Below are 13657 nucleotides of genomic sequence, written 5' to 3'. Positions count from 1 at the left end.
CATTCTCCAGGGGTAAAACGGCATGATCCTGCTGGTGCTGGTCACGATACTGTGGGCGTTCTCGTTCAGCCTGATCGGCGAGTTCCTGGCCGGTCAGGTCGACAGCGATTTCGCCGTGCTCAGCCGGGTATTGCTGGGGGCACTGGTGTTTCTGCCACTGCTGCGCTGGCGGGGGATTCCCGGCGGATTGCGGATTGGCACCCTGGCAGTGGGCGCCCTGCAGTTCGGTGTGACCTACCTGTGCCTCTATCGTGCTTTCTCCTACCTCACGGTTCCGGAAGTCCTGCTGTTTACCATTTTCACGCCGCTGTATGTGACGCTGATCGACGATGCTTTCCGCCGCCAGTTTACGCCGGTTGCCCTGCTGGCCGCCGCGGTGGCGACGCTTGGTGCCGGTATTATCCGTTACGATGGCCTCAGCGAGGATTTCCTGGTGGGCTTCCTGTTGTTGCAGCTCGCCAACGTCACCTTTGCTGCTGGTCAGGTCGGCTACAAACACCTGATGCATCGCTACGCCGGCCATGCTGCGGCGTACCGGACCTTCGGTTATTTCTTTCTCGGCGCCTTGCTGGTGGCGTTACCGTCGTACCTGATCTTCGGGAATGGCGAGCGCCTGCCGGCAACCGCTTTGCAATGGGGCATTCTGGCCTGGCTGGGACTGGTGGCGTCCGGACTGGGTTTCTTCCTGTGGAACCGGGGCGCCTGCCAGGTCGATGCCGGTACGCTGGCGGTCATGAACAATGCCCTGGTACCGGCGGGTCTGTTGGTTAATCTCCTTATATGGAACAGGGATGCAGATTTGCTACGTTTGTCCGTCGGTGGCGGGGTGATTGGGCTATCCTTGTGGCTGAATGCCCGTTACCGGCATCGGGCCCTTCAGGTCTAGTGGCTCCTGCCGATAGTTAAAGTACGTGCGAAGGTAGCTGGCGCGCGCGGTTTACGCGGTTTACGCGGTTTGACAGTGGTTCTGGCTCCGCTTTGCTACACTTTCTGAAAACTGATCTCCCCTAACCGGAACCCAGCAATTCCGGCTTATCCATTGTCAGGGATAAAAACAGCATGCGTAAGAATTTACCCGTCACCCAGCAAGAAGTACGGATGAAAGAGGGCAGTCGTCTGATCACCACGACCAACCTCAAAGGCGTCATTACCTACTGCAACGATGATTTTGTCGATATCAGTGGGTTCACCCGGGATGAGCTGGTGGGGCAGGCCCACAACATCATTCGTCATCCGGATATGCCGCCGCCCGTGTTCAAGGCTATGTGGGAGACCATCTCTGCTGGCAAACCGTGGATGGGGGTGGTCAAGAACCGCGCCAAGAACGGTGATCATTACTGGGTCAGCGCCTATGTCACGCCGATCCTGGAAAACGGCCAGGCGGTGGGCTACGAATCGGTACGGGTATCTCCAGGCCGGGAGGAGGTTCAGCGGGCGGAACGACTGTATCGGGAGATCAACAGCGGTAAAGGTTTGATGTTCCTGACCGGACGTCTGGGGTCGGTACTGAAATCCGGCTGGCCGTTCCTGGTTTCGCTGATTCTCTCCCTGCTGGCCCTGGAACTTGAACAGCCGGCCCTGGCTATCGGGTTGGTGGTGGGGGCACACGTCATTGGAGTCAGCCTGTTGTTGCGGTCAATGACCGCACGGCTGAAGCGACTGCTGGACATCCGCCCGGATGCGTTCAAAGATCCGTTGGTGGCGCGGACCTATTCCGACGAAAGCGGTTTGTTTGCCCAGTTATCGATGATGCTGATCAGTGAAGGCGCGCGTATCAGTACGGCGCTGACCCGTATTGAGGATCAGTCAGAGCAACTGGTGGAAAATGCCGAGTACAGCAACCGCCTGATCTCCGAAGGTGCCGAGGCGATTGCCCGGCAAAGGGCGGAGACCGACATGACCGCCTCGGCGATCAATGAAATGACGGTGTCGATCCAGGAAGTGGCGGAAACCGTCACCGACAATGCCCGCGTGGCCGAGGAAGCCAACGAGCACGCCGCCTCTGGCGGCCATCTCAGCGCCGAGGCATTGCAGGCGATCGAGCAGCTGGTTGACCGTGTGGGGGCGATTGGCAGTGCCATCAGCCGTCTGGGGGAGTCCACGGAAAGTATCGGTGAAGCCACCCGGCTGATCTCGGATATTGCCGATCAGACCAACCTGCTGGCGCTCAACGCTGCCATTGAGGCTGCCCGGGCCGGAGAACAGGGCCGTGGCTTTGCGGTGGTGGCGGATGAAGTGCGCTCTTTGGCGGCCCGTACCCGGGAGTCCACCATCAGCATCCAGGAAGTCATCGGCGATTTCCAGGCCCAGGTGGCCCAGGCGGTGCAGGCGACGAAAGAAGGTGAAGCCATGGCCGGCCAGGGGCTGGACAAGGTACGTGCGGCCGAACAGTCGCTACAGGATATCGTGACCTCCATCGCTCGAATCTCTGACAGCTTTATCAGCATGTCTGCGGCGTTTGAGGAACAAAGCCAGGTATCCGAGGAGATCAACCAGCAGGTGGTCAACATCGCTGAGCTGGCGGATCACAGCAACGAAAAAGCGGAATCCGCCAAATCGTTCAGTGACCAGTTGCGGGATATGTCCGCTGGCCTGAAGGATCTGGTTGCCCGCTTCAATACCAATCTGAACAAATAGATCTACAGGAACCGCAATGACCGATACCCCATCCGCGGCGGGCTCAGCAAACACCATGGCCCGGGGCCTGTGGTCGTCCCGTCTGGCCTTTATCCTGGCAGCAACCGGTTCCGCGGTTGGCTTGGGTAATATCTGGAAATTCCCCTACATCACGGGCGAAAACGGCGGTGGCGCCTTTGTGCTGGTGTACCTGGCCTGCATCGCGATCATCGGGATTCCGATCATGATGGCCGAGGTCTATATTGGCCGCAGTGGACGCCATAACCCCATCGCCAGCATGGCGATGGTGGCGGAGCGCAATAATTGCAGCTCCGGCTGGCGGGTGTCGGCGATCATCGGCGTGATCGCGGCGTTTGTCATCCTGTCGTTCTATTCGGTCATCGGAGGCTGGGCGGCCTCCTATGTCGGTCATTCCGCGATGGGTGATTTTACCGGCCAGAATGCGGAGACCATTGGCGCGATCTTCTCAGACCTGCTGGCCAGTCCCGGTAAGTTGTTGTTGTGGCATTCGGTGTTCATGTTGCTGGTGATCGTGGTGGTTGCTCAGGGGCTGAAGGCGGGCCTGGAGCGGGCGGTCAATATCCTGATGCCGGCGTTGTTTGTTTTGCTGCTGATGGCCGTGGGCTATGCCACCACCACAGGGCACTTCGCTGAAGCGGTGAGCTTCCTGTTCTCGCCCAACTTTTCGGCCCTGACCATGGACGGAGTACTGACCGCCCTCGGCCATGCCTTCTTCACTCTGAGCCTGGGTATGGCGATCATGGTGGCCTATGGCTCCTACCTGGGACGGGATGTGTCGATTGGTCGAACGGCGGTGATGGTATCGGTGATGGATACCGGTGTTGCATTGCTGGCGGGTCTGGCCATCTTTCCGGTGGTGTTCGCCAATGAGCTGGAAGCCGGTGCCGGTCCGGGGCTGATCTTCCAGACCCTGCCACTGGCGTTTGGCCAGATGCCGCTCGGAGGGCTGTTTGGTACGCTGTTCTTTGTGTTGCTGGTGTTTGCGGCCTGGACCTCGGCCATTTCGCTGCTGGAACCGGTGGTGGAGTGGGTTGAGGAGAAGCTGATCATTGGACGGGGGGGCAGCACCCTGCTGGTGGGGGGCGCCTGCTGGCTGTTGGGTATTGCCTCGATTCTGTCCCTGAACCTGTGGTCTGATGTGACACCGCTGGCGATGTTTGAACGCTTCGAAGGCAAGACCATCTTTGATCTGCTGGACTACTTCACCGCCAATGTGATGTTGCCACTGTCGGGGCTGCTGACGGCGGTCTTTGTTGGCTGGTTTGTGGCAAAGGAATCCCTGAGCAATGACGTTACGCTGTCGCCGGTGATGTTTTCCCTGTGGACTCACCTGCTTCGTTACGTCACCCCCATCGCCGTGCTGGTGGTGTTCGTCTATAACCTGATGAGCTGAATCCTGTTGCCCGGCCACCGGCCTGTGGCTGGAGCCGGGCTACTCTCCTTCAGTTGTCCTCGCTGGTGACCCGGCGAAGTTCTTCCATATGGGGGCGCAGGGCCCTGATGTCGGCTTCAGGGGCGTCACTGGCCTGCTCCATCATCGACATGGCACCTTGCATCATGGCCTTCATCTGGGCTTTCTGCTCGGCGGTCAGGCTGGGGTTGCGGTCAATTTCCGCGATGGCGTTCGCCACGTCCTGATGGGCCGCCCTGCTCTGGCCTTGCATCTCGATGGCCATCCAGGCACGAAACACCCGGTCTCCGGTCTCGCCCCAGTCACTCGCATTGCCGAAGCCATTGTCTTTGACAATAGCACTGAACTGTTCGAACTGGGGGTGCCCCTCCATTCGTCCCACGGCGTCGGAGAACAGATGGCCCAGATCGGGAATCGCCGGATCCCCGTTGTCCGGTTCCTGATTCATGTCATCAGCGAGTTCGGCAAACTCCCCTTCCAGCTCCTGAAGTGCCTCCAGGCTGTTGATAAAGTTTTTGACGTCCTGCTCTGTCAACGTTTCTGCAACCGCGTGGCCGGCCGCCAGCAACAACATGGTCAGCAGCGCCATTCCGGCGATTCGTAAACGGTTCATGGTTTCTCTCCCTGATGAGTCTTGTGTCCGGCTGGAATACCGGAACGCCTACAACATAGAGCCACTTGGGAGTGGGGGCAAGTGTCGTAAAAACGTGATCAAGAGGGGGTGAGCGTGGTCCGGGAATGGACACCGACCACCGAATCGGGTGGCCTGTCAGAGAACCGGGGAGAGAAGAAGAAAAGCACCGTGCGCCCTTTTATTATTGCCCGGTCTGGGTAGCCGGTCTGGCGATCATGCCAGTCTTGTTGGGCGCACGGTCGATGTTGATTAGTGTTGTTGTTCTGTCACGTACCGTTGTTTTTTTAATTGGTGCAGACGTCAGACGCTGGTCGTCTCGATAGGGTTCCAAAAATATTCGACTTTAGTCTAATAAATTTTTGGCAGGGTCTCCGGGTGGGTAGTTCGGGCCCATTCCCGGGCGCTGAGACGATACAGGCAGTGGCGGCGTAGCGGGCTGTCCTCCGCCAGAGCCGGGTGATTAAAGGTCTGGGGGTCCGGCACCATGCCGAGCCGTTCCATCACTGCGCGGGAGCGTCGGTTACTGACCGCGGTAAAGGAAACAATCTCCGCCAACCCCAGGGTAGTGAAGCCAACGCTCAGTGCGGCCATGGCCGCTTCGGTGGCGTAGCCCTGGCCCCAATACCGGGCGGCCAGCCGCCAGCCGATTTCGACACAGGGGGAAAAAGGCAGGGCGGCATCAGGCATGTGCAGGCCGACAAACCCCAGAAAGTCACCGCTTTGCTGACGCTCAAGCGCCCAGAACCCCCAGCCGTGCTCGTTGATCAGGGCCTCGCACTGGTCAGCCAGACGATCGCTCTGGCTCTGACTGAGGCGGTGAGGGAAATAGGCCATGACCTCCGGGTCCGCATTGAGGGCGGCAAACGGAGCCCGGTCCTCGGGGCGCCACTGCCGCAATTTCAGCCGGGCAGTTTCCAGCATCAGGGGGCGTCGGTTGTGGGGGGTGTCGGGCACGGCGTTTTCCTGGGTCGGGGCAGAGTCAGCCTCGATAGATACCGCAGTGCACGTTCACTGGCAAGCGTCCAGGCGCCGCTGACGGCACCAGTCGATGCCAAAGCTGAGCAGGCTGAACAGAAGAATGCCGGCGGCATCGGCAGCCAGGTCCATCGCATCCAGGGTGCGGTTGGGAAACAAGGCCTGGCTGAGCTCTTCGATGACGGCAAACAGGGCCACGGCCAGCGTGCCGGCGTAGACCCGGATGCGCGCAACGGTCAGCACCTTCAGCTCCAGCGTCAGATTCAGCAGCAGCGCCAGCAGGCCGTAGAGCAGAAAATGGCAGGCCTTGTCGCCGTAGGGCCACTGCTGGACCAGATAAAAGAACAGCGGGCTGTCGCCCCGGTCGGCCAGATAGATGATCCACAGGATAAAGATGAACAGCGCCGCCGTCAGGGCGCAAACCACTCGATACATCGCTTTCGTTCCGTCATGGGAGGTCGTTGAGTGCGGTCAGCCGGGCGCTGACCGGTGCAGGAACCAGTATGGCGACGGGACGTGTCCTTCCCTGTGAGCAACTGTGACGAATTGTGGGTGATCACGGGGTGTGGATAACGTTTGCACCTAAAGGATAACCAAAAATGCTTGCGCCGGGTCTCGCAGTTCTCCATAGCTAGATTGGTGAACGTCATAAGACGTTCTTATCCAAGCAAAAAGCTAAGGAGTTTATGAGATGTACTACAAACGACTGACGGATGAAGCCCAACTGACCGCGTTCAAGGAGGGCTTTGAGAAGGCCTCTGGCAACTCGGTGTCGATGGACTATCTCTACGGCGCCGGGGTGTTTGGTCTGTATCGCAAGGGCACGATGATCGGCGGTTTTGTGCTCAACAACGGTCCGCAGTTGCGTTACGCTGCCATGTTAGGGCCCCACTGTGCGCAACTGCCGTTCAGCCTGTCGGATGTGGTGGAGATCACCTGCTATTTCCTGACCGAGCGGACACCCTTCCATTGTTCCCTGGCGGGGCTGATCATTGCCCTTGAATGCTGGCGGTCCGGGCAGAGCTATATTCTGGCCGGAACCCGTATCGAAAAGGTCTTCCAGACCCACAGCCGGGTCATTCCCAACGTTTTCCATCAGGGCCTGGTGGATACCCCCAATGGCCGTCAACACTGGTGGTTCTACTGGGCGGAGCGCAAGCAGATGCCGATGACGGTGTTGCAGGAAATCGGTTTCCGTTACCTGCCACGTCGCAAGCGTGCACTGACGGCCTGATACGCCTGGCCCGACGTTAGCCGGGCACCGCTGATCGGTCCGCTGCGATTGTGGTGGCTGCGGTCAGCGGCTTGAGATCGTCGGGTGACCGGACAGGTGCGACCTCGAGGGTCACCCGAATCTGCGGCTGTAACAGGTGCTGGAATGGATCGGTATGGGTCAGCTGTGGATCCAGCCAGGTATCAAAATCCTCGGGCCGCAACATCAGCGGCACACTCTGCGGGTGAATATGAGCGAACCGGGGGTGAGCGGGTAAGGTGATGATGGTGAAGGACGCTACCCGCTGGCCATCAAACTCCCAGATTTCATAGAGGCCCGCAAACGCAATGGCTCCCTCACTGGCGCGGATGTTATAGCACTGCTTGTGGCCCACAGGCCCGGTCCATTCGTGAAAGCCGCTGGCCGGTACAATCGCGCGCTGGTTGGCGAAGCGTTCCTTCCAGAGTGGGCTGCTGCCCAGCCTGTCGGCACGGGCATTGAACGTACTGTACCTGGGGGATGGCCGGAAACCGGTGGTGCCAGGGTGGGGTTCGATCAGCAGCGACCACAGGGCGCTATCAAGGGTGCGTCCCATACCTGCGTCATAGACAATCGAACCCAGGCTCCCCGGCGCGACGTTAAGTCGGGTTTGCGGGTACAGATCGACACCAAGCACATCCATCAGGTGGCGTACATCGGCGTCGTCGATGATGTTATAGCGTCCACACACGTGCGGCCTCCGCCAGGTGGCTCTCCGGAATCCTGAACACTTGAACCATAATCCCGAAGACCGGAGTTCGCCAGTGGCTACTGACGACGCTGGTAAACCACGCCGGCCTGAATCACATACGCGAGCTCGGCCAGGGCTGAGACGTCGCTGGTCGGATCGCCTTCCACCAGCACTAGATCGGCGGCGCTGCCAGGCTGAATGCGGCCGGAATTGCTGTCGCCGAGCAGGGTGCCAGGCGCGGAGGTTGCCATGCGCAGGAGGTCCGGGGCAGCCAGACCGTAGGACTGCAGTAACTGCAATTCGCGAATAAGGGAGGCGCCGGGTGTGAGCCCGGGAATGCCGGTATCGGTGCCGGCAATCTGTGGAATACCTGCCTGATACAGCCGTTTCAGGTTCTCGGTCAGGTTGGCGTTGAAGCCGGACAGCCGGGCGAGATAGTCCTGGGAAAAGGTGGTGGACTGATAGTCCGCGCTGGCGCGGTGCCAGTCGTCGGCCCAAGCGGCCAGTAACCCGGGTGAGGCCAGCTGTCGCTCCAGGCCGGTGAGGGCGGGCTGTTTGTTCAGGCCCCGCTGGAACCACTCCCAGATCTGGGCGGTGGTGACCACGGCCACCCCTGAGGCTTTCAGCTCGGCCAGGTCACTGTCACTCAGCAGATCGACATACGGCGTGTGCATCAGCACATCGGCCCCGGCCCGTGCCGCCATCACCGCATCCTGCGCGCTGCCAATGTGAACGTACACCGGTTTGCCTGCGGCATGGGCGTGTTTGACAACAGCGGCCACATCCGCCTCTGTCAGTCTGGGCGAGTCCCAGGGTATGGCGCCGTCCAGCACCAGTTTGACGTGATGACCGGGGCCGTTCACCAGGGCCTCGATAGCCCCTGCACTGGTATCTGCGGACGCAATAGCCAGCACCTGTTCGTCGATCACCAGCCCGGTCATGGGCCAGGGTACAAATTCCTGGTACATGGGGATCGGATGGCCATCGAGAGCGGTGATCATGCGGGTGGACGGGTAGACCCTCGGGGAGGGTGCCAGTGCCTGATCCAGCGCCGCCAGCGCATTGGGTGAGCCTTCGACGACGGCGGTGATGCCGCTGTAGAGGAAGGCTTCGCGCTGGCTCGCTACCGAGACCATGGCAAGACCGTCCATCGCCCAGGGGGGACGGCCATCCGACGCCCCCAGATGAACGTGAAAGTCGGTGAGACCCGGAAGCAGGACCCGCTGTCTGCCTTCCAGGGTCGCCCCGTAATGGTCAGGTATGGAATCGCCAGTACCGTAGATAGCGGTAATGCGACCGTGGCGGATGTCGACCGCATCGACCGACTTGAGATCGCCACTGTCGGGGTCGTACAGACGAACGGAGGTGATTCGCAAGTTGGTGCCGTTGTGAGGCCAGGGCGTCAGCAGGCCCGCGGGCTCATTGATGGTCGCGCGGACCTGGAACAAACCAAAGGTGCCCGCGACGGCCAGAACGAACAGAATAACAACAATATAGCGTGCCGGTTTGATCATGAAATTTCCTTCCCTGGATCAGTTTTCGGTGCCGGAGTGAAAGGTGGTCAATTTGTCGGGATTGACCACGGAGTAAATGCTTAGCACGCGCTGGCCGTCGCTCTCAAGGGCGATCACCGCGCTGACTTTGTCCGAGATGGCGATGATGATCCCCTGCTGGCCGTTGACCATGCCCATGGATACCCGGGCCTGTCCCTGCCACTGACGGACCAGCCCCATCGCCAGGCGGGAAGCTGCACGGACACCGCAGACTACGCGGGTGGCGGCCACAGCCTTACCCCCGCCATCGGATATCCAGCGAATATCCTCTGCCAGCAGGGCGCTGAAGGCTTCGGAGTCCTGTTGCATCAAGGCCTCGGTGAAACGCGCGACCACTCGGTTATGATCCTGGGGGGCGACGGCAAAACGGGGTCGCCCGTCCCGCACCCGCTGGCGGGCACGACTGACGACCTGACGGTTGGCCGCCTCGCTCCTGCCCAGTATCCGGGTCATCTCGGCGTAGGAATAATCAAAGACTTCGCGCAGCAGGAACGCTGCCCGTTCTTCCGGTGACAGCCGCTCCAGTGTCAGCAGGAAGCCCATGGAAAGGTCTGCCGCCAGTGCCATCGTCTCCTCCGCTGTCCGGGACTCGGTGGCGGCTACGGGTTCCGGCAGCCAGGGGCCGTAGTACTCTTCCCGCCGGCTGCGGAGGTAGCGCAGCCGGTCGATGCCGAGGCGGGTGACTACCGTGACCAGCCAGGCCTCGGGATCGTCAAGGTTGTCGCTACGATCGCGGCTGTATTTCAGCCAGGCATCCTGCACCACATCTTCGGCATCCATTCGACAGCCAAGCATTCGATAGGCCAATCCAAACAGCCGCGGCCTGGCTTTGGTAAACAATTCCGCCTTGGTATTCACAACCACTCCCCGGGTCTTTTCTTGCTGGTGTTATCTGAAGGACGACCGGCACCGGATAACTGTGACAGATTTTCCTTGTTGGTCACCTTTTCGCTGTGTCCCAGATCCCACGGATAGGCTTCGATAACGGCCTGGAGCGGCAAGGGACCGTCAGGCTGGAAAGCCGTGCCCTGCGCAGAAGACGCTGGGCACGATAGGGCGCGGGTGCATGCCAGAATGTAGATGCCGAGGGCATGGGTGAGCCGTTATAGGGATGGGGTCACTTTGACGAGGCCACAAAGTGCGGGTTGAGCACGTCCTCTTTGCCGTAGCGCAAGGGCTTGCCGTCGAGGGTGTCGACCTTGCCGCCGGCGGCCAGCAGGATGGCATGGGCGGCGCCGGTGTCCCACTCGCAGGTCGGGCCCAGACGCGGGTAGATGTCGGCATGGCCCTCGGCGATGCGGCAGAACTTCAGCGAACTGCCGGCCTGAACCAGCTGGTGTTCCCCCAGGGTATCGATGAACTGGCGGGTTTCCGGGTTGAGATGGCTCTTGCTCGCCACCACCCGTTTTGAGTCTCTGGGCACTGCCACCCGGATGCGGTGAATATGGCCGGTGCGATCCCGTTTCCAGGCGCCTTCACCTTTGGCGCCCCAGAAGGCCTCTTTCAGCGCCGGTGCTGTGACAACGCCCAACACCGGTTCACCGTCCTCGATCAGTGCAATGTTGACGGTGAACTCTCCGCTGCGGCTGGTGAACTCCTTGGTGCCGTCAACGGGATCGACCAGCCAGAACCGGTGCCAGTGCTGACGCGTCGACCAGGGTTCGCTGGCTGCCTCCTCAGACAGGATGGGTATGTCACGGCTGATCCGGCGCAGACCATCGACGATGATCTGGTGGGAGGCGAGATCCGCAACCGTAACCGGCGAGTTGTCGGCCTTGTAGTCCACCTTGAAGTCGGTCAGGTAGATGTTGAATACCTTCTCGCTGGCGGCATCGGCGATGGCCAGGACTTCGGGAAGGAGATCGCGGTAATGCATGGGGCACATCCTATTCCGGAGGTTATGACACGTGATTCAGTGCTTTGAGTTTAGCGGATTTTCCGGGATTGTGAGCTCACCAGAACCTCTGGCTGGCAGAGCAGCCGCCCGGAAGGGCGGCCACCCGTTCCGGTGCCAGACGGCTCATGGTGTCGCGCCAGTACCTGGGTTACGGGGCGCTGCTATGGCGTCTGAGCGGATGTTCAGCCCGTGTACCAGAAAGCTGTCATCCGTTTGCGCCAGCGTGACCAGTACCAGGGCATCCCCTTCGCGAAAGTGCCCCAGCAGCGTGAATTGCAGCAGATCGTAGGCGCCGCCATCGACAGCCACCTGGGCGTCGGCGCCGATGTACTGCAGCTGCTCAAACGACTGCAGTTCGCCAAGCTGGCTGAGACGGCGGAAGACCCGCTGGCCTTCGTCGGAGCTGAAACTGGCCTTCAGCGACGGCGTCAGCAAGGGCTCCAGGGCATCGAAGTCCCACCCCACAATGACCGGCAAGTGGGCGTCAAAATAGGGTTGCGCGATGTCGGTATTGCGGGAGGCGTTGATGCCGTACCAGACGACCGTGCCAATAGCAGCAACGGTCAGGGCGAGGATCAGGTAACCGGCAGTCTTGAGCAGTTTGTTTGTCATGAGAATTCCGCGTGGTGGCCTCAGCAGAAGGCCTGGATGCCGGTCTGCCCGCGGCCAAGGATCAGGGCGTGGACATCATGGGTGCCTTCATAGGTATTGACGGCTTCGAGGTTCATGGCATGGCGGATGACATGATATTCGTCGCAAATGCCGTTGCCGCCGTGCATATCCCGGGCAACCCGTGCAATATCGAGGGCCTTGCCGCAGTTGTTGCGTTTGAGCAGCGAGACTGCATCCGGGGAGGCGTTACCCGCATCCATCAGCCGACCCAGTTGCAGTGTGGCCTGCAGCCCCAGGGTCACTTCTGTCTGCATGTCCACCAGCTTCTTCTGGATCAGCTGGTTGGCGGCCAGAGGGCGGTTGAATTGTTGCCGCTCCAGAGTGTAGCGCCGCGCCGCATGCCAGCAGAATTCGGCCGCGCCCAGAGCTCCCCAACAGATGCCGTAGCGGGCTTTGGTCAGGCAGTTGAGCGGACCCTTCAGACCCTCAACCTCAAGCCGGTTGGCGTCGGGTACGAACACCTCGTCCATGAAAATGGAGCCGGTCACCGACGCCCGCAGGGAAAACTTGCCGTCGATCTTCGGGGTGTCCAGGCCTTCGGCTTCGTCGCGTTCAATCACAAAGCCGCTGACAACGCCGTCCAGTTTGGCCCACACCACCAGTACGTCGGCGATGGGGGAATTGGTAATCCAGGTCTTGGCGCCACTGAGCCGGTAGCCGCCGTCCACCTTGCGGGCACGGGTTTCCATGCCGCCAGGGTCGGAGCCGTGGTTGGGTTCGGTGAGCCCGAAACAGCCGACCAGCTCGCCGGAGGCCAGCCCGGGCAGCAGTCGCTGTTTCAGTGCTTCCTTGCCATAGGCGTGGATCGGATGGATCACCAGTGAGGACTGAACGCTCAACGCCGAGCGATAGGCGGAATCCACCCGTTCCACTTCACGGGCAATCAGCCCGTAGCAGACGTGGCTCAGACCGGGGCCGCCGTATTGTTCGGGCAGGGTGGCCCCGAGCATACCCTGGCTGCCCATGGCGGTGAGAAGTTCCCGGTCAAACTGTTCATGCCGATTGGCTTCGACTATGCCGGGCATGAGGCGGTCGTCACAGAAGGCGCGAACGTTATCACGGACCTGACGCTCGGTCTGGTCCAGCTGGTTGTTCAGTTGTAGCAGATCATCCCAGAGGGCAGACGTCATCGTTGTTCTCCTGATTCAGATTGTTGGTTGCCTCGCTGCCGAGCAATATACGCACGGCAGTACAGGCGTCATCCAGCTCTTTTTCCAACGGTTCCCGGCCACAGATGATGTCGCTGTAGAGGCAGGATTCCGCCAGCCGCACCATGAAATAGGACAGGCTGCTGATCGCCATAGGCGGGTTGATGGTGCCACGCTTCCGCTGGTCTTCAAGCACCCGGGTGTTGGCTTCAACGGTACGGGTGTGAACGATGGAGTGGGCCGACGTCAGCATGCGCAGGGCATATTCTGAGTCCTGGTGGATAAAGCGCCGCAGGGGTTCCGAGTGCAACAGCACCGAGTTGATGTGGCGGTACACCCCGACCACAAAGTCGACCCCTTCGCCCGGGGTATTGGCCAGGGCCTCTTCGCGCAGGGTGTCGTACAGTGACCAGAGTACATCGCCCAGTAACTGGTCGCGGTTGCCGACCCAACGGAAAAGGGTCGCACGGCCAATCCTGAGTTCGCTGGCCAGCGACGCCAGATGGATGCGCTCGCCTTTGAGCCAGTGCCGGCGTGCCTGGCGCAGGACGTCGGCAGGTGTTGCCTTGGGGGAAAGGTTGTTGTCGGTCACTGCCACCTCGAAATGCCCGGGACGACCATTCTAAACCCAATGCCCGGGGTGTTCCACGCGGGGAACTGACTGTTCCTGAAAGGGAAGCACTGCTCAGGGGCGTTATCGATTTGTGAACTTTGCGTTATAGAGTGTTTTACCCGCCGTTAGCACCCCGTGAATGCCCCGGCGCAT

14 protein-coding genes are annotated in these 13657 nt (G+C 60.6%); 4 read left to right on the top strand and 10 right to left on the bottom strand.

All coding sequences use genetic code 11. The features are described 5' to 3' along the window. The first annotated feature begins 22 nt into the window (after positions 1-22). From BLV11_RS15130 to BLV11_RS15120, 3 genes are all read left to right on the top strand, one after another. Positions 23-886, top strand: coding sequence for a carboxylate/amino acid/amine transporter (locus BLV11_RS15130; protein WP_091813198.1), 864 nt, complete (start codon positions 23-25; stop codon positions 884-886). Positions 887-1059: 173 nt separating this feature from the next. Beyond that, positions 1060-2637, top strand: a complete 1578-nt coding sequence (locus BLV11_RS15125) for a methyl-accepting chemotaxis protein (RefSeq protein WP_091813197.1) — start codon at positions 1060-1062, stop codon at positions 2635-2637. 16 nt (positions 2638-2653) lie between these two features. Then, complete coding sequence (locus tag BLV11_RS15120; protein ID WP_091813195.1) at positions 2654-4051, top strand: sodium-dependent transporter; 1398 nt, start codon at positions 2654-2656, stop codon at positions 4049-4051. A gap of 49 nt (positions 4052-4100) precedes the next feature. On the opposite strand, the gene BLV11_RS15115 is transcribed toward BLV11_RS15120, so the two are convergent. From BLV11_RS15115 to BLV11_RS15105, 3 genes are all read right to left on the bottom strand, one after another. After that, positions 4101-4682, bottom strand: a complete 582-nt coding sequence (locus BLV11_RS15115; protein WP_091813193.1) for a hypothetical protein — start codon at positions 4680-4682, stop codon at positions 4101-4103. A gap of 369 nt (positions 4683-5051) precedes the next feature. Continuing rightward, positions 5052-5624 carry a GNAT family N-acetyltransferase gene (locus BLV11_RS15110; RefSeq protein WP_091813264.1) on the bottom strand — a complete coding sequence of 191 codons (573 nt, stop codon included), beginning with the start codon at positions 5622-5624 and terminating at the stop codon, positions 5052-5054. Between the two features lie 87 nt (positions 5625-5711). Further along, entirely contained in the window at positions 5712-6113 is a 402-nt protein-coding gene (locus BLV11_RS15105) for a VanZ family protein (RefSeq protein ID WP_091813191.1), read from the bottom strand. A gap of 256 nt (positions 6114-6369) precedes the next feature. On the opposite strand from BLV11_RS15105, the gene BLV11_RS15100 reads away from it, so the two are divergent. Next, the gene (locus BLV11_RS15100) at positions 6370-6912 is read left to right on the top strand and encodes a hypothetical protein (RefSeq protein ID WP_091813189.1); all 543 of its coding nucleotides are present in this window, start codon (positions 6370-6372) and stop codon (positions 6910-6912) included. A gap of 16 nt (positions 6913-6928) precedes the next feature. Here the strand turns inward: BLV11_RS15100 and BLV11_RS15095 are convergent, their stop codons facing one another. The 7 genes from BLV11_RS15095 to BLV11_RS15065 all read right to left on the bottom strand — a co-directional run bounded on the left by BLV11_RS15095 (position 6929) and on the right by BLV11_RS15065 (position 13483). Beyond that, entirely contained in the window at positions 6929-7621 is a 693-nt protein-coding gene (locus BLV11_RS15095) for an SOS response-associated peptidase (RefSeq protein WP_091813187.1), read from the bottom strand. A gap of 77 nt (positions 7622-7698) precedes the next feature. Continuing rightward, entirely contained in the window at positions 7699-9135 is a 1437-nt protein-coding gene (locus BLV11_RS15090) for an amidohydrolase family protein (RefSeq protein ID WP_091813185.1), read from the bottom strand. Positions 9136-9153: 18 nt separating this feature from the next. After that, a complete protein-coding gene (gene sigJ, locus BLV11_RS15085) occupies positions 9154-10032 on the bottom strand; it encodes an RNA polymerase sigma factor SigJ (protein WP_091813183.1) in 879 nt (292 codons plus the stop codon). A gap of 259 nt (positions 10033-10291) precedes the next feature. After that, entirely contained in the window at positions 10292-11050 is a 759-nt protein-coding gene (cysQ, locus tag BLV11_RS15080; RefSeq protein ID WP_091813181.1) for a 3'(2'),5'-bisphosphate nucleotidase CysQ, read from the bottom strand. A gap of 144 nt (positions 11051-11194) precedes the next feature. Then, positions 11195-11683 (bottom strand): hypothetical protein, encoded by a 489-nt coding sequence (locus BLV11_RS15075; RefSeq protein WP_091813179.1) that lies wholly within the window; start codon positions 11681-11683, stop codon positions 11195-11197. A gap of 20 nt (positions 11684-11703) precedes the next feature. Further along, a complete protein-coding gene (locus BLV11_RS15070) occupies positions 11704-12873 on the bottom strand; it encodes an acyl-CoA dehydrogenase (protein WP_091813177.1) in 1170 nt (389 codons plus the stop codon). Continuing rightward, entirely contained in the window at positions 12851-13483 is a 633-nt protein-coding gene (locus BLV11_RS15065; RefSeq protein WP_091813261.1) for a QsdR family transcriptional regulator, read from the bottom strand. Before BLV11_RS15065 ends, BLV11_RS15070 begins: the two co-directional genes overlap by 23 nt. Positions 13484-13657: the final 174 nt, after the last annotated feature.

Origin of the sequence: Marinobacter mobilis (assembly GCF_900106945.1) — a bacterium.
GTDB classification, from domain to species: Bacteria; Pseudomonadota; Gammaproteobacteria; order Pseudomonadales; family Oleiphilaceae; genus Marinobacter; species Marinobacter mobilis.
Note: the sequence above shows the minus strand (reverse complement) of the source record. Positions and strands in the feature narration are given on the sequence as shown.

Excerpts from the sequence above, each read along its gene's own strand:
- BLV11_RS15070 (WP_091813177.1), bottom strand. The coding sequence starts at position 12,873 with ATGACGTCTGCCCTCTGGGATGATCTGCTACAACTGAACAACCAGCTG.
- BLV11_RS15115 (WP_091813193.1), bottom strand. The coding sequence starts at position 4,682 with ATGAACCGTTTACGAATCGCCGGAATGGCGCTGCTGACCATGTTGTTG.
- BLV11_RS15120 (WP_091813195.1), top strand. The coding sequence starts at position 2,654 with ATGACCGATACCCCATCCGCGGCGGGCTCAGCAAACACCATGGCCCGG.
- BLV11_RS15105 (WP_091813191.1), bottom strand. The coding sequence starts at position 6,113 with ATGTATCGAGTGGTTTGCGCCCTGACGGCGGCGCTGTTCATCTTTATC.
- cysQ (WP_091813181.1), bottom strand. The coding sequence starts at position 11,050 with ATGCATTACCGCGATCTCCTTCCCGAAGTCCTGGCCATCGCCGATGCC.
- BLV11_RS15090 (WP_091813185.1), bottom strand. The coding sequence starts at position 9,135 with ATGATCAAACCGGCACGCTATATTGTTGTTATTCTGTTCGTTCTGGCC.
- BLV11_RS15110 (WP_091813264.1), bottom strand. The coding sequence starts at position 5,624 with ATGCTGGAAACTGCCCGGCTGAAATTGCGGCAGTGGCGCCCCGAGGAC.
- BLV11_RS15125 (WP_091813197.1), top strand. The coding sequence starts at position 1,060 with ATGCGTAAGAATTTACCCGTCACCCAGCAAGAAGTACGGATGAAAGAG.
- BLV11_RS15100 (WP_091813189.1), top strand. The coding sequence starts at position 6,370 with ATGTACTACAAACGACTGACGGATGAAGCCCAACTGACCGCGTTCAAG.
- BLV11_RS15130 (WP_091813198.1), top strand. The coding sequence starts at position 23 with ATGATCCTGCTGGTGCTGGTCACGATACTGTGGGCGTTCTCGTTCAGC.
- BLV11_RS15075 (WP_091813179.1), bottom strand. The coding sequence starts at position 11,683 with ATGACAAACAAACTGCTCAAGACTGCCGGTTACCTGATCCTCGCCCTG.